Here is a 15,167-nt window from a genome sequence, read left to right on the forward strand (position 1 = left end):
CCACGTGACCACCGTCCACAAACCCGCCCCCGCCGTCGCGGGCGGCGCCCCGCCCCCCGACCCGCCGCCCCCGCCGGCGACAAAGCCGCCGGCCGCCCCGCCGGGCGCGCCGGGCCGGGTCGGCGCGGTGGCGGGCAACGCGAACGTGCGGGTGACGTGGACCGCCGCCCCGCCCAACGGCAGCGCTGTGACGAAGTATGTGGTCGAGGGCGACGGGCAGCCGCCGCACGAGGTGGGCGCCAGCCAGCGCTCGCTGGACGTCGCCGGGCTGACCAACGGCCAGACGTACAAGTTCACCGTCTACGCGGTCAACGCCAAGGGCAACGGGCCGAAGAAGGCCGCCAACCCGGTGGTGCCGACCCGCGACGTGCCCGACCCGCCGGCGAGCGTCGCCGCGACCGCCAACCCGGACGGGACGGTCGCCGTGACCTGGCCGGCCGCGGACGGGCAGGGCCACAAGATCGCCAAGTACGTCGTGACGAGCGTGTCCAGCGCCGAGTCGAAGACCTACGAGTCCGCGCAGCCGTCGCTGATGGTGCCGGCCGGCGAATTGCCGTACGGCACGCAGGTCGCGTTCAGGGTGGCCGCGATCAACGACATCGGCGCGAGCTCGGAGCAGTCGCCGCTGAGCCCGTCCGTGGTGCCGTTCAACAAGCCGGGCGTGCCGGGCTCGCTGACCGTGAAGGCGGCGCTCGACAAGCGCGGCACCGTCGTGGCGTCGTGGAAGGCGCCGCAGGACAACGGCACGCCGATCACCGGATATGAGGCGACGGTCAACGGCACCAAGATGAGCATCGACACCGCGCTCAGCCACGAGTTCGGCGGGTTCAAGGACGCCGAGCACGTCACGATCCAGCTGCGGGCGATCAACAAAGCGGGGGTGGGCGGCGCGGCCTCCGGCGCTGCGGACACCCTGGCCCAGCCGACGATGACCGTCGACGACGGCGCCGACACCGCCGCGCTCAACTCGATCACGGCCCGCTTCACCGCCACCGACGGCGGTGGCGCGCCGGCCGCCTGCCGGCTCGACGTGGCCGGCGTCGGCGGCGTGCAAGGCAACTGCTCGGGCTCGCTGACCATGGAGGGGCTGTGGCCGGGCACCGACTACAGCTACACCGTGACGATCACGAACACGGCCGGCATGACCGCGAGCGGCAGCGGGTCGATCAGCACCCCGGTGTACAAGGGGACCGTCGTGTGCACCGTCAACAGCTACTGCGGCCGCGGCGCCGACAACGGCGGCATCTGGGTCTACAAGACCCCGTCGCAGAAGGGCGCCGTGGCCGGGGACGTCTACGCCCCGGACAGCTACGTCGCCATCTGTCAGACGAACACGAACGTGAGCGTCAACGCCGAGCCCTACGGCGGCAAGGCGAGCACGCAGTGGATCAAGATCCAATTCAAGGGCGAGAACTACATCCCCTACGCCTGGTTCAATCTGCCCAGCGGCACGGGGCCGCTGAAGCAATGCTGATGGAGCATCGTGATCTCGCCTGAACAGTCCGCGGAACCTGGTCCACCCGGCAACGAGGAGGTCAGCGCGGCGGCCGAGCTGGTCGGCCGGCTCGCGCGCAACGTCGAGTCGATCGTGCTGGGCAAGCCCCAGGTGGTGCGGCTGACCATGACCGCGCTGCTGGCCGAGGGGCACGTGCTGCTCGAGGACGTGCCGGGCGTCGGCAAGACCACGCTCGCCCGGGCGATGGCGGCCAGCGTGCAGGGCCAGTGGCGGCGCATCCAGTTCACGCCCGACCTGCTGCCCTCCGACGTCACCGGCGTGACGATCTTCAACCAGGCGACCCGCGGCTTCGAGTTCCACCCCGGGCCGGTGTTCGCCAACATCGTCATCGCCGACGAGATCAACCGGGCCTCGCCCAAGACGCAGTCGGCGCTGCTGGAGGTCATGGAGGAGCGCTACGTCACCGTCGACGGCGTGCGGCACGGGGTGCCCCGGCCGTTCCTCGTGGTCGCGACCCAAAACCCGATCGAGATGGACGGCACGTACCGGCTGCCGGAAGCGCAGCTGGACCGGTTCCTGATGAAGCTCGCCGTCGGCTACCCCAGCGAGGCGGTCGAGATCGAGGTGCTGCGCGGCGCGGTGACCCGCTCCCCCGAGGCCCTCGACCCGGTCACCGACACACAGGCCGTCGCCCAGCTGGTGCGGCTGGCCCGGCGCGTGCACATCGCCGAGCCGCTGCTGGGCTACGCCGTACGGCTGGGCAACGCGACCCGCTCGCACCCGCAGGTCCGCATCGGGGTCAGCCCGCGCGGCGTGATCGCGCTGACCCGCGCGGCGTGCGCCTACGCGCTCACCGACGGGCGCGGCTACGTCGTGCCCGAGGACGTCAAGGTCCTCGCGGAGCCGGTGTTCGCGCACCGGCTGGTGCTCTCGCCCGACGCGCAGGTGCGCGGCGTGGCGCCGGCCGATGTCGTGCGCGAGGTGCTCGACACGGTGCCCGTGCCGTCTCCCGTCGCGGCCTGAGCCGATGCGCGTCACCGCCCGCGGGTCCGGGCTGTGCGCGGCGGCCGCGGTGCTGCTCGGTGTCGGGCTGGTCTTCGGCTACCCGCATCTCGTCGTGCTCGGCACCGCCGCCGTCGCCGCGCTCATGTTCGCCGCCGCGTACGTCTGGTGGCGCCCCCGGCTGACCGTCTCCCGCGGCGTCGAGCCGGACCGGGTCATGCGCGGCGAGCCGAGCACGGTCACGCTGCGGGTCGGCAACACCAGCCGGCTGCGCGGCGCCACCCTGGTCGCGCACGACCGGTGCGGGGAGGCCTCCGTGCCGGTACCACTGCTGCGCCTCAGGGCCGGGGGCGAGACGACGGCGCAGTATCCGGTGCCGACCGTCCGCCGCGGCGTGGTGCCGATCGGCCCGCTACGCGTGGTGCGCGGCGACCCGCTCGGCCTGCTGTCGCTCGCCCGCGGCTACGGCGGGACGGCCCGGGTGTGGGTCTACCCGCGGGTGCACCGGCTCTCCGCCGTGCCGACGGGCGTCACGCGCTCCCTGGACGGGCGCGACGACCGGGTGCCGCACGGCACGATCACGTTCGACACGCTGCGGGAGTACGTCGTCGGCGACGAGCTGCGGCGGGTGCACTGGCGCACGTCGGCCCGGGTCGGCGAGCTGATGGTGCGCGAGCAGCTGGACACCAGCCTGCCGCGCCTGGTCGTGCTGCTGGACGACCGCCGCGCCTCCTACGCCGACCCGGAGCTGTTCGAGTCCGCGTGCGAGGCGGCGGCGTCGCTGGTGATGGCCGCCTTCCGCGAGGAGCTGCCGATCGCGCTGCGGCTGCTGTCGGGCGGCCGGCAGGTCCAGAGGACCTCGGGCAACACCGCCCGCGACTACCTGGACCTGCTGACCGAGGCCGAAATGTCAGAAAAAACCGAAATGTCGGAGAATTCAGACATACCCGAAAAGTCGATCGCGGCGCTGCGCACCCAGCGCCTCGGGGACACCCTCGTCTACCTCAGCGGCGACCCCGACCTCTCCCGGGTCAGCACCCTGCGCACCGCGTACCCCACCCTGGTCGCGGGCGTGTTCGGCGACGCCCGCCCGGCGCTGGAGCGCGTCGTCGTCCTCGCCGTGCGCGACGGCGCCGAGTTCGCCGCCGCGTGGGACGGGGTCCAGGCATGGTGAGCCGCGCACTCGTGCCGGTGTCGCTGCTCGGCATGCTCGTCCTGGCCGGGCTCTCGCTCGCCCCGATCTACAACGGCACCCTGCTGCCGCTGCTCACCACCGTCGCCGCGGCCGCCTCCGTGCTCATCAGCGTCGCGGTCCGCCGGCTGCCGGCCTGGACGGCGGCGCCCGCCTCGGTGCTGGGCCTGGCCGTCATGACGTTCGTCGCCGTGCGCGTCTCCGCGCAGGCCGGGCAGATCCCGGGCGCGGTGCCCGACATCGCCCGGGAGGCGCTGCGCAACAGCATCCCGCGGCTGCTCACCGCGCTGATCCCGATCGAGCCGCAGCCGGACACGGTCCTGCTGCCGGTCATCGCCACCTGGCTGGCCGGGCTCGCCTCGGCCGAGGCCGGTGTGCGCTACGGCCGGGTGCTGCTGTCCTACACCGCACCGACGCTGCTGTACGGCGGCGCGCTGTACCTCGTCGGCCCCGACACCACGGCGGTGCGCGCCACGACGTGGATCCCGCTCGCCTACGCCGCCTTCGCCGCGCTCGGCCTGGTCGCGAGCGCTCGGGCCGATATCTCGTCCGACGTCCTGACGAAAACGCAGAAACGGACGATCGGCGTCCGGGTGGGTGCCGGCGCGGCGGCCGGCGTCGCCGTCGTCGTCCTGCTCTCCCAGTTTCTCGGCCCGGCCGTCGCCGGCCGCGGCAACGACACCCCGGTCGACCCGCGCAACTACGTCACGCCGCCGCAGCTGGACGCGCTCGACGAGAACCCGCTCGTGCGCCTGTCCGGCTGGAACCTCAACAAGGGCCAGCACCTCTTCGACGCGGTCGTCGCCCCCGGCCCCGGCGCCCAGCAGGAGCCGCCGATCCGGCTCGCCGTGCTCAGCGACTACGACGGCATCACCTGGCGGATCGGCTCGGTCTATCGCAACGCCGGCCGCGTCCTGGGCCGCTCCGAGGGCGACGGCCCCGAGGTCACGCAGACGATCACGATCGACGAGCTCGACGGCCGCCTCCTGCCCGGCGTCGCCACGCCGCAGCGCGTCGACGGCGTCCGGGTCGCCTACGACGCCGAGACCGGCACGGTCGCGCTCAATGACGGACTGCGCAAGGGTCTGACGTACACGGTCACGTCGCGCCAGCAGCCGCGCCCCGACGACCAGGCCCTGTTCGTCGCCGACGTGCCCGCCCCCGGGGAGGCGGCCCGCTTCGTGGCCCTGCCCGGCAAGGTCCCCGACTCGATCGCCCAGCTCTCCGGGCACCTCGGCGAGGGCATCTCCAACCCGTACCAGCGCGCGTTCGCCATCCAGCAGTGGCTGGGTGATCACTACAAGCTCGTCTCCGACGCGCCCAGCGGCCACGCGTACCCCAACGTCGAGCACTTCCTGTTCGGCAACAAGCAGCTCGGCGGGCAGAAGGGGACCTCCGAGCAGTTCACCGCCGCCTTCGCGGTCCTGGCCCGGCTGGCCGGCCTGCCCACCCGGGTGGTCGTGGGCTTCCAGACGCGCAAGAACGACAAGGCGGTCCGCGGCGCCGACGCCATCGCCTGGCCGGAGATCCAGTTCAAGGGCTTCGGCTGGGTCGCGTTCGACCCACTGCCCAAGTCCGACACCGTGCAGCGCCCGGTCGAGGACGACTTCCGTCCGAAGGCGCCGCCGTCGCAGCCACCGCCGCAGTCGGTGCCGCCGCCGTCCATCACCCCGAGCACCCCGCCGGCCCGCTCGGGCTCCCCCTCGGCCGCCGCGCCCCCCGCCGCCTCCGGGGCCGGCCCGCTGGTCGCCGCCTCGGCCGCCGCGGTCGCGTTCCTGCTCGTGGCTGGCTATTTCGCGGCGGTACCGCTGGTGCTGCGCAACCGCCGCCGGCGGCGCCTGGCGGAGGGTTCCCCGTCGGCGCGCATCGACGCCGCCTGGAGCGAGGTGCTCATCGGCCTGCGCCAGGCGGGCCGCCCCGCGCCGGCCCATCTCACGGCCGGCGAGATCGCCCACCACGCCGCGACGGCCGCCGAACACCGGGCCCACGCCGCGCCGCGCCTCATCCGCCCGGCCGTGCCCCCGATCGACGACCTGGCCGCGCTCGTCAACGCGGTGGCCTTCGCGACTCCCGCCGCCGGCCCGGGCGAGCCACAGGCCGCCCGCGCCACCGCCCAGGCCGCCGCCTACGTGGAGGACCTCAGGTCGCGCCGCCCGTGGTGGCGCCGCCTGCTGTGGACCTTCGACCCCCGCCCGCTGCATTGGCAGCGCCGCCGCCGCTGACCGACGGTTTCAGCCGAGCCAGCCGGGGCGGACCAGGCCGGCCTCGTAGGCGAAGACGACGAGCTGGGCGCGGTCGCGTGCGCCGAGCTTGATCATGGCCCGGCTGACGTGGGTCTTCGCGGTGGCCGGGCTGACGTAGAGCTTCGCCGCGATGTCCTCGTTGGACAGGCCGGCGCCGACCAGGGCCATCACCTCGCGCTCGCGGTCGGTGAGGGTGTCCAGCGACATCGGGGCGAGCGGCGCGCGGGAGTGGCTGGCGAACTCCTCGATGAGCCGGCGGGTCACGCCCGGCGACAGCAGCGCGTCGCCGGCCGCGACCGCGCGCACGCCGCGCAGCAGGTCGACCGGCTCGGTGTCCTTGACCAGGAAGCCGCTGGCGCCGACGCGCAGCGCCTCGAAGACGTACTCGTCGAGGTCGAACGTGGTCAGGATGACGATGCGCACGTCGGCGAGGCGGGCGTCGGCGGCGATCTGCCGGGTCGCCTCCAGGCCGTCGAGGACGGGCATGCGGATGTCCATGAGCACCACGTCGGGGCGGGTCCGCACCGCCAGGCGTACCGCCTCCGCGCCGTCGGCCGCCTCGCCGACCACCTCGATGTCGGGCTGCGCGTCGAGCAGGGCGCGGAAGCCCGCCCGCACCAGCGCCTGGTCGTCGGCCAGCAGGACCTTGATCACGGTTTGTTTTCCTCACGCAGGGGGATCGTGGCGCGGACCTCGAAGCCGCCGGCCTCGCGCGGGCCGGCCTCGACGGTGCCGCCGAACGTGGCGGCGCGGTGGCGCATGCCGGCGATGCCGTTGCCGGCCTGACCGGCGTCCGCCCCCGCGCCCGCGCCGTCGTCGGTGACGCGAAGGCTGAGCTCGGCCGGGCCGTAGCCGACGACGACGGTCGCCGTGGCGTCCGGGCCGGCGTGGCGGCGGACGTTCGTGAGGGCCTCCTGGACGATGCGGTACGCCGCCCGGTCCACCTGCGGCGGCAGCGCCCGGGGCTCGCCGACGGTGTCGAGCGTGACGGGCAGCCCCGCGCCGCGGGCCTCGCCGGCGAGCCGCTCCAGGTCGGTCAGGCCGGGCGCCGGGGTGCGCGGCGCCGCCTCCCCCGGGTTGAGCCCGGCGAGCACCGCCCGGGTCTCCTTGAGCGCCTCGGCGCTGGCGTGCTTGATCGCGGCGAGCGCCACCCGGGCCTGCTCGGGCTGCTCGTCCATCAGGTGCAGCCCGACGCCGGCCTGGACGTTGATGAGCGACAGGTGGTGCCCGATGACGTCGTGCAGCTCCCGGGCGATGAGCAGCCGCTCGTCGCTGGCCTGGCGGCGCTGCTGCTCCTTGCGGGCCTTCTCCTCCTCGGCCCGGGCCAGCGCCTCCTGGTGCGCGCGGTCGCGGGCCATCTGGGCATACCGTATGCCGCGCACCCGGGCCGCCTCGCCGAAGAACGCGATGATGACGCACCACACGCCGATGGCGACGAGCCGCCCGACGGAGGCGTGCGGCAGCACCAGCACGACGTACGCGCCGTAGGCGACGACCACGGCGATCCAGGTCAGCCAGCGGAAACCCGCCGACAGGGCGGTGACGACGGCGACGATGGCGGCGATGAAGCCCGGTCCGTTGGGGTACAGCTGCGCGAAGTAGGCGACCGTGGCGGTCAGCGCCCCCGCGAGCGTGAGCAGGGGCAGCTTGTGGCGCAGCACCAGGACCGCCGGGCCGGCGATCAGCAGCAGATAGCCGGTCTGGTCCAGCTCGTGGGCGGTGCTGCCGTAGGCCGCAGCCCGGGTGCCGAAGACCTGCAGGAGCGCGACGAACACCGCGAACGGCACCGGGTGCGGCCCGGGCCAGCGCCGCGGACGCCCACCCTCGATCCGCCGCTCGAAGCGCTGGAACTTGCGCTCCAGCCGCTCGGCGCGGCGCTCGTCGGCCCACGGCGGTCGTCTCACAGCACAAACGTAGTGGAGGCGCCCACCTGCGGCATCGCCTCGCCGGTGCGCCGGCGTGTACTCCAGCGGGAGTACACGCGGGGCCCGGCTGCGTCGCCGGAGGTAGTCCACGAGCCGACGCTGGTGCGACGCGCCCGGCGCCGCCGACCGCCACGCTGGAGTCCATCAACGGAAGGGGGCTTGGACACATGAGCGGGAACACGTTCGGCGAAAGGGTGCGCGCCTCGGACGAGGAGCGCGAACAGTACGCCAACATGGTGCGGGCCGGCATGACCGAGGGCCGGCTCACGCTCGAGGAGGGGGAGGAGCGGCTCAGCCAGGTGTACGCCGCGAAGTTCCGCGACGAACTGCCGCCGCTCACCGCCGACCTGCCCGAGGGCGGGCGGCGCGGGCTCCACGAGACGCCGGAGGCCAAGGCGCGCTTCGCCCGGGACAGCCGCCGGCACCTGTGGGGCCACGCCGGCTTCGTGACCGTCGTCGCGGCGGCGCTGACGGGACTGTGGGTGTTGTCCGGTGCGCACTTCTTCTGGCCGGCGATCCCACTCTTCTTCATGATGTTCGGCCTGACCAGGCACGCGCGCTGGCGGGCGTACGGCGGGCACCACCCGCGCTGGGGCCGCGGACCGTGGGGGGCCGCGTCCGACCGGCAGGGCTGGACCCGCTGACACCGATTGGGGGCCGCCGCGCCGACCACCGCGGCGGCCTCCACCGATGAGAGGGCCGACAAGAAGAGAAAGGGTGGCACGCAGTGCTCGGATCGTCGTACCTCGAGCTGAAGGGCCGGGTCGCCGTGGTGCTCGGCGGGCCGGACGGGGTGCCCGCGGCGGTGTGCCGGATGCTCGCCGAGCGCGGCGCCCGGATCGCCGTCGTCGGCGCGGACGAGGGCCGCCTCGCCGACCTCGTGGACGAGCTGCGCTGGGGCGGCGCGGAGGCGGTCGGCATCCTGGTCGAGGACACCGGAGCGGCCGCGATGGACGCGGTGCGGCTGGGCGTGCTCGCCGAGTACGGCCGGCCCGATCTGCTCTTCGTGCTGCCGTGCCCGCCACCGTCCGGCGGCGGCTGGCAGCAGACCGTCGACAGTGGACTGACGGTGACCTTCCAGGCGCTGCAGGCGTTCCTGCCCTGCATGGCCGAGGCCGGCGCCGGCGCCGTGGTGACGCTCGCGCCCCACGGCCCCGACCCGGCGACCAACGCGGTCGGCGGCGGCGTGACCGCGCTCACCCGGCACTACGCCCGGCTGGTCGCCGACGCGGGCGTGCGGGCGAATGTCGTGTCCTGGACACCGGGCGAGTCGACCGTGGACGACGCCGCCTTCGCGGCCCTCTACCTGGCCTCGGACGCCGCCGTGAGCATGACGGCGACGACGCTCGACGTGACGGGCGCATCGATGCGCCGGTAGCTCCTATGTACGAATGATCGTCCACCTGGGATAGTCACGTGTCATGATGGGCTCCTCGCATGCGCTCTCCGGGGCGGCCGTCTGGTTGACAGGGTCGCTCGTGCTGGACCAGGTCGCGCACTTCCACCAGACGCCGCTGCAACTCGCCGTCGGCACCGCGATCTGCGCCGGTGGCGCACTGCTGCCCGACCTGGACCTCTCCGGCCGGGTCACCCAGAACAAGGGCGGGGCCACCGTGGCGCGCACGTTCGGCGTGCTCTCGCTGTTCGTCGCCGAGTGCGTCGAGAAGCTCTCGCTCGGCGTCTACAAGCTGACCCGCATGAAGCACGACCCGCCCCGGCGCAACGGCCATCGCACGCTCACGCACACGATCATCTTCAACGTCGGCGTCGGATACGGCACCCTCGCCCTGTGCAACGCCTACGGCAAGTGGGCCGTCATGGGCGTGCTCTTCCTGACGTTCGCGCTCGCGCTGCGCGGGCTGTTCGAGAAGTGGGCCGAGCGCGCCGGCTGGGTCATCGTCACCCTCGCCGCCGCCGGCGCGGCGTTCCTGGTGTACGAGCGCCTCCCCGGCGACCGCGGCTATCCCCTGCTCGGCGTCGCGGTCGGCGTCGGCGGCCTGGTCCACCTGCTCGGCGACATGATCACCCGGCACGGCTCGCCGATCTTCTGGCCGATACCGACCGGCCGCCGGATGTGGCGCTGCATCGGCCTGCCGGATTCGATCGCCCTCACCGCCGGCGACAAGACCGAGACGGTGTTCCTGCGCATCGTGTTCACCACGGTCGCCATCCTCTCCGGCACGGTCCTGCTCGTCCCGATGCTCCTGCAACGCCTCAACATCGCGCTGTAGGGTCGTCAGCCGTGAGCGAGACCGCCGGCGAGTTCAGACTCGTCATCGTGATGCGGACCGACCTCGGGATGGGAAGGGGCAAGATCGCCGCGCAGGCGGCGCACGCGGCCGTCGCCGCGGCGATGCGCAACCAGGGCACGGCGGCGTTCACCGGCTGGTGGCGGGCCGGACAGCCGAAGGTGGTGCTCAAGGTGCCCGACGAGGACACGCTCGGGCTCGTCGTCGGGGCCGCCGAGGAGGCCGGGCTGCCGGTCGAGGTGATCCACGACGCCGGGCGCACCCAGGTCGCCGCCGGGACCGCGACCTGCTGCGCGATCGGCCCGGCCCGCGGCGACGCGCTGCACCCGGTGACCGGCGGGCTGTCGCTGCTGTGACGCGGACAGTCGCCGCCGCCCGCGGCGTGGGAGCTCGCGAACGAGCGAGCCGTTCCGCTTGCCACATCGGCCGTTTCGCGGAGATGATCGGCGGATGAACAGCCAATGGGGGCTGACGATCCCGCTCACCGGAGTTCCGCTGCCCGACCACGCGGCGTTGCTGTCCGCGCTACCGGATCTCGGGTACACGGACGTCTGGTCCTCGGAGGTCGCCGGAACCGACGCGTTCACCCCGCTGGCGCTCGCCTCGGTCTGGTCCCCGTCCCTCCGGCTGGGCACCGCGATCGTCCCGGTCTTCACTCGTGGCCCCGCTCTGCTGGCGATGCAGGCGGCAGCCCTCGCCGAGGCCGCGCCGGGGCGGTTCGCCCTCGGCATCGGGGCCTCCTCGCCGGTCGTGGTCGGCGACTGGAACGCGGTGCCGTTCGACCGGCCGTACGAGCGCACCCGGGATGTCCTGCGCTTCCTGCGCCGCGCGCTCGCGGGCGAGCTCGTCGACGGGGACTTCGACACGTTCGCTGTGCGGCGGTTCCGGCTCGAGCGGGTTCCCGGGGTACTGCCGAAACTGCTCTTGGCGGGTCTGCGAGGCCGGATGCTGCGCCTGGCGGCGGCCGAGGCCGACGGCGCGATCCTCAACTGGCTGTCGGTCGAGGACGTGGCGACCGCGCGGGCCGAGCTGACCGCCGCGCCCGAGGGCTTCGAGGTGACGGCGCGCATCTTCGTGTGCCCCACCGCCGACGCCGACGAGGCGCGCGCGACCGGGCGCCGGCTCATCGCCGCCTACCTGACGGTGCCCGCCTACGCGGCGTTCCACCGCTGGCTGGGCCGCGGCGCGGCGCTCGAGCCGATGTGGGACGCGTGGGCGGCCGGCGACCGCAAGGGCGCGCTGGCCGCGATCCCGGACGAGGTCGTCGACGCGCTCATCGTGCACGGCAGCGCCGACCGGTGCCGCGCGCACGTGCGGCGCTACGCCGACGCCGGGGTCACCACGCCGGTGATCGCGCTGCTGCCGACCCGGGAGCTCGTCGCCGGCGGCGCGCCCGCGCTACTGGAGACGCTGCGAGAGCTGGGGCCACGGCCGTGAGGCTCGACGGGAAGGTCGTCGTCATCACCGGCGCGGCCGGCGGGATCGGCGCCGCGATGGCCCGCCGCTTCGCCGCCGAGAAGGCCGCCGCGCTCGTGCTGGCCGACCTCGACGGCGAGGCCGCCAAGGCGCTGGCCGCGAGCCTGCCCGGCGAGGCCGTCGGCGCCGAGGTCGACGTGACCAGCCAGGAGCAGGTCGCCGAGCTGGTCGGGACGACGCTCCAGCGCTACGGGCGCATCGACCTGTTCTGCGCCAACGCCGGCATCATCAGCGGTGCCGGCCTCGAGGCCACGGCCGAGACGTGGGAGCGCACCTGGGCGGTCAACGTGCTGTCGCACGTCCACTCGGCGCGGGCGGTGCTGCCGTCGATGCTCGAGCGCGGGTCCGGCTATCTGCTGCACACCTGCTCGGCCGCGGGCCTGCTGACCGCCGTCGGCGACGCACCCTACGCGGTCACCAAGCACGCCGCGGTCTCCTTCGCCGAGTGGCTGTCCATCACGTACGGCGACCGCGGCGTGCGGGTCAGCGCGCTGTGCCCGCAGGGCGTGGACACCCCCATGCTCACCGACGGGCTCAAGGCCGGCCACATCGGCGCGAAGGTCACCGCGGCCGGCGGCGCCGTCCTGTCCGCCGACCAGGTCGCCGACGCCGTCGTCGCCGGGCTGGACGCCGAGCGGTTCCTGATCCTGCCGCACCCCGAGGTCGCCCGGTACTACCTGCACCGCGCGACGGACACCGACCGCTGGATCGCCGGCATGCGCACGCTGCGCGACTCGCTCGTATGAGGCGCCTCGACGTGCTGCAGCCGGCCCTGGACGTGGTCGTGCCGTTCGTCCGCGGCCGCCGGGGCCGCAGCGTCATCGGCATCTGCGGCCCACCGGCGGCCGGCAAGTCCACGCTGTCCAGCGCGCTCTCCGACGCCCTAAACGTCCACGATGGACTGTCCAGTGTGGCCGTGCCCATGGACGGCTTCCACCTGTCCAACGCCGAGCTGGAGCGCCTCGGCCTGACCGCCCGCAAGGGCGCCCCGGAGACCTTCGACGCGGCCGGCTTCGTGCACCTGCTGCGCCGCCTGCGCGCCGGCGAGGACCTGGTCTACGCCCCGAGCTACAGCCGCACCCTGCACGAGTCCGTCGGCGGCGTGATACCCGTGCCCCCGGACGTGCGCGTGATCGTGGTGGAGGGCAACTACCTGCTGCTCGACCACGGCCCGTGGTCCTCGGTGCGCGGGTTGCTCGACCTCGTGCTGTACCTCGACGCGCCGGACAGGGTGCGGCAGGAGTCGCTGGTGCGCCGCCAGCTCGCGAAGGGCCTGGACCTGCCGGAGGCGCAGGACTGGGTCTTCCGCAGCGACGAGCGCAACGCCGAGGTCATCGCCGGCACCCGCGACCGCGCCGACCTGATCCTGTCACGCAGCTCCTAACCCGTTTCCAGACATCGAAGAACGACGTTGGCCCGGGCCACCACAAAAGCGATCGATGAATAGCTGCGGAACGTGCGAGCGAATATCACTTTCCGTAAATCTTTATGCTCTTCGCCGTGATCGCGAAACGATGGCTTACTGTCATCCTGTTAGGATTTTCCATCCTGCCCACAATCGCTCCTGGACCAGCCTTCGCTGAAGAGCCCGAGCCCAACGAGCCGCCGAAGGTGGAACTCGTGCTCGATGTCAGTGGGTCGATGCGCGCCAACGACATCGGTGGCCGCAGTCGCATCTCCGTCGCCCAGCAGGCGTTCAACGAGGTCGTGGATGCGCTTCCCGACGAGACGCAGCTCGGCATCCGGGTCCTCGGCGCGACCTACCAGGGCAAGGACAAGGCCGAAGGCTGCAAGGACACGCAGCAGATCGTGCCGGTCGGCCGGGTGGACCGGACCGCCGCCAAGGCCGCCATCGCAACGCTGCGGCCCACCGGATTCACGCCGGTCGGGCTGGCCTTGCGCGCCGCCGCGCAGGACCTGGGCACCGGCGGGAGCACCCGCCGGATCGTGTTGATCACCGATGGCGAGGACACCTGCGCGCCGCCGGATCCGTGCGATGTCGCTCGGGAGCTGGCCGCTCAGGGTATGCACCTGGTGGTGGACACGCTCGGTCTGGCACCGGACGAGAATGTGCGTCGGCAGTTGCTCTGCATCGCCGCCGCCACCGGCGGATCCTATGCCTCGGCGCAGACGCCCGAGGAGCTGACCGGCCGGATCAAGCAGCTCGTCGATCGAACCAAGGAAGCCAATATCCTGCCTCCGGCGATTGTGGCCGGCGGCGCGGAGTGCGCGCAGGCGCCGCTGCTCTCCCCGGGCGTCTACACCGACCGGGAGAAGATCTCGGAGCATCGCTGGTACCGGGTGCCGATCCATAAGGACCAGGAGCTGCGCGCCTCGGTGAGCATAGCCCTGGACCGCCCGGTCAACCGCGACTACGGGGTGCTCCTGCGGGCCGTCACCGCCGACGGGCGGGAACTCGTGCGTACCGCGAATGCGGGCAGCGGGCGCACCGATGTGCTGTCCACCGGCGTGCGCTGGTCCGCGGCGAGCGCCACCGTCACCACGACGGACATCTGTCTGGTCATCAGCAACTCGTTCGCCAGCGCGGCGCAGGCGAACTCGGGCCCGGGCATGCCGTTCGAGCTGACCATCGACGTCGTCGCCGCCTCGCCCGCTCCGAACGCTCCCGGCCTGGGGCGGGGCTGGCTGCTGCTTCTAGTGCTCACCGTCGCCGGCCTGCTCACCGGCGCGATCGCTGGCTGGCTGACCCGCTGGTGGGTCGCGACCTGGAGGACGAACTGATGACCATCCGTACCCGGCAGGGACGCATCCGATCGCGCGCTCGTCTCGCCGCCGCCGCGCTGGCGGCCGTGGCTGTCATCGCGCTGCCGGTCGACGCGGCGGCCGCACCGACTCCGTCGCCGAGCGCGAGCACGGTCGCGCGGGCGGGGACCTCATTCCGCACCGCTGTCCTGGTCAGCCCCGGCCAGTCGATCCAGGTGGACGCCTCCACCGGTGATTACCTCTACTGGTCGTTCACCGCCACGGCCGGACAGATCATCGAGATCTCGCTCAGCATCGCGCTCCCGCCTGCCGAGAAACGGAGCGGCCCTTCAACATGGACCGTTGATGTCTTCGACGGGATGCGCCGCCGGCAGGCGTGCACGGCCGGTGCGCAGACACCGATTGCCGCCGTCACCGATGCGAAGACCGCCCTCGGCTGTACCCTGCGGCGCATACGCTCATGGGCCGAGCCATGGTCGGACGATCCACTACCCGGCACCTACTACGTCCGGCTGTCCGTCATCGACCTGCCCGAGAACGACCTCGGCCTGCCCACCCGGGTCAACGCGCTCGTCAGCGCGACCGACGGCGGCACCAGCGCCGACGATGGCGATCTCCATGCCGCACTCGTGCCACCGGCCAAGCCGGGCAAGGCGGCGTCCGGAGCCGGCCCGGCCGATCCTTCGGCCAGTCCGAGCCCGAGTCCCGACGAGGGGATCGCGGCGTTCAATTGGCTGCCCGGCCTGTCCGCGCGATGGGTCTGGACCATCATCGGCGGTATCTTGGCCGCCGTCGCCGGCGTCGTCGGTTTCTCCCTGACCTGGCGCCGCCGCCGCCACATATAGCCGCAAAATGAAGGTCGGTGCTGCGGCTCCCTCGGCGCGGGCGGCGTCGGAAGTG

The 15,167-nt window shown here is 73.2% G+C and carries 15 protein-coding genes; 13 read left to right on the forward strand and 2 right to left on the reverse strand.

The window, feature by feature from the left end; all coding sequences use genetic code 11:
- From ABT297_RS30350 to ABT297_RS30365, 4 genes are all read left to right on the forward strand, one after another.
- Positions 1–1,474 (forward strand): fibronectin type III domain-containing protein (locus ABT297_RS30350; RefSeq protein ID WP_350555813.1); only part of this gene is annotated, 1,474 nt, incomplete at its 5' end.
- 78 nt (positions 1,475–1,552) lie between these two features.
- The gene (locus tag ABT297_RS30355; protein ID WP_350555860.1) at positions 1,553–2,479 is read left to right on the forward strand and encodes an AAA family ATPase; all 927 of its coding nucleotides are present in this window, start codon (positions 1,553–1,555) and stop codon (positions 2,477–2,479) included.
- Positions 2,480–2,483: 4 nt separating this feature from the next.
- On the forward strand, positions 2,484–3,632 hold the full coding sequence (locus ABT297_RS30360; RefSeq protein WP_350555814.1) for a DUF58 domain-containing protein: 1,149 nt from the start codon (positions 2,484–2,486) through the stop codon (positions 3,630–3,632).
- Positions 3,626–5,872 carry a transglutaminase TgpA family protein gene (locus ABT297_RS30365; RefSeq protein ID WP_350555815.1) on the forward strand — a complete coding sequence of 749 codons (2,247 nt, stop codon included), beginning with the start codon at positions 3,626–3,628 and terminating at the stop codon, positions 5,870–5,872. Before ABT297_RS30360 ends, ABT297_RS30365 begins: the two co-directional genes overlap by 7 nt.
- 9 nt (positions 5,873–5,881) lie before the next feature.
- On the opposite strand, the gene ABT297_RS30370 is transcribed toward ABT297_RS30365, so the two are convergent.
- Both ABT297_RS30370 and ABT297_RS30375 read right to left on the reverse strand, forming a co-directional pair.
- Positions 5,882–6,547 carry a response regulator gene (locus ABT297_RS30370; protein WP_350555816.1) on the reverse strand — a complete coding sequence of 222 codons (666 nt, stop codon included), beginning with the start codon at positions 6,545–6,547 and terminating at the stop codon, positions 5,882–5,884.
- A complete protein-coding gene (locus ABT297_RS30375; protein ID WP_350555817.1) occupies positions 6,544–7,797 on the reverse strand; it encodes a sensor histidine kinase in 1,254 nt (417 codons plus the stop codon). Before ABT297_RS30375 ends, ABT297_RS30370 begins: the two co-directional genes overlap by 4 nt.
- 188 nt (positions 7,798–7,985) lie before the next feature.
- On the opposite strand from ABT297_RS30375, the gene ABT297_RS30380 reads away from it, so the two are divergent.
- The 9 genes from ABT297_RS30380 (at position 7,986) to ABT297_RS30420 (ending at position 15,112) form a co-directional block, all read left to right on the forward strand.
- On the forward strand, positions 7,986–8,462 hold the full coding sequence (locus ABT297_RS30380; protein ID WP_350555818.1) for a DUF1707 domain-containing protein: 477 nt from the start codon (positions 7,986–7,988) through the stop codon (positions 8,460–8,462).
- 83 nt (positions 8,463–8,545) lie between these two features.
- Positions 8,546–9,196: an SDR family NAD(P)-dependent oxidoreductase gene (locus ABT297_RS30385; RefSeq protein WP_350555819.1), complete on the forward strand. Its 651-nt coding sequence runs from the start codon at positions 8,546–8,548 to the stop codon at positions 9,194–9,196.
- 43 nt (positions 9,197–9,239) lie between these two features.
- The gene (locus ABT297_RS30390) at positions 9,240–10,049 is read left to right on the forward strand and encodes a metal-dependent hydrolase (RefSeq protein WP_350555820.1); all 810 of its coding nucleotides are present in this window, start codon (positions 9,240–9,242) and stop codon (positions 10,047–10,049) included.
- Positions 10,050–10,060: 11 nt separating this feature from the next.
- Positions 10,061–10,423 carry a peptidyl-tRNA hydrolase Pth2 gene (gene pth2 / locus ABT297_RS30395; protein ID WP_350555821.1) on the forward strand — a complete coding sequence of 121 codons (363 nt, stop codon included), beginning with the start codon at positions 10,061–10,063 and terminating at the stop codon, positions 10,421–10,423.
- 112 nt (positions 10,424–10,535) lie between these two features.
- A complete protein-coding gene (locus ABT297_RS30400) occupies positions 10,536–11,504 on the forward strand; it encodes an LLM class F420-dependent oxidoreductase (RefSeq protein ID WP_350555861.1) in 969 nt (322 codons plus the stop codon).
- Positions 11,501–12,289, forward strand: a complete 789-nt coding sequence (locus ABT297_RS30405) for an SDR family oxidoreductase (RefSeq protein ID WP_350555822.1) — start codon at positions 11,501–11,503, stop codon at positions 12,287–12,289. The genes ABT297_RS30400 and ABT297_RS30405 overlap by 4 nt, the downstream gene beginning before the upstream one ends.
- On the forward strand, positions 12,286–12,927 hold the full coding sequence (locus ABT297_RS30410) for a nucleoside/nucleotide kinase family protein (RefSeq protein WP_350555823.1): 642 nt from the start codon (positions 12,286–12,288) through the stop codon (positions 12,925–12,927). The genes ABT297_RS30405 and ABT297_RS30410 overlap by 4 nt, the downstream gene beginning before the upstream one ends.
- Positions 12,928–13,043: 116 nt before the next feature.
- Entirely contained in the window at positions 13,044–14,285 is a 1,242-nt protein-coding gene (locus ABT297_RS30415; RefSeq protein WP_502885672.1) for a VWA domain-containing protein, read from the forward strand.
- Positions 14,282–15,112, forward strand: a complete 831-nt coding sequence (locus ABT297_RS30420) for a peptidase (RefSeq protein ID WP_350555862.1) — start codon at positions 14,282–14,284, stop codon at positions 15,110–15,112. Before ABT297_RS30415 ends, ABT297_RS30420 begins: the two co-directional genes overlap by 4 nt.
- Positions 15,113–15,167: the final 55 nt, after the last annotated feature.

Source organism: Dactylosporangium sp. NPDC000555 (assembly GCF_040300025.1).
In the GTDB taxonomy this organism is placed as follows: Bacteria; Actinomycetota; Actinomycetes; order Mycobacteriales; family Micromonosporaceae; genus Dactylosporangium.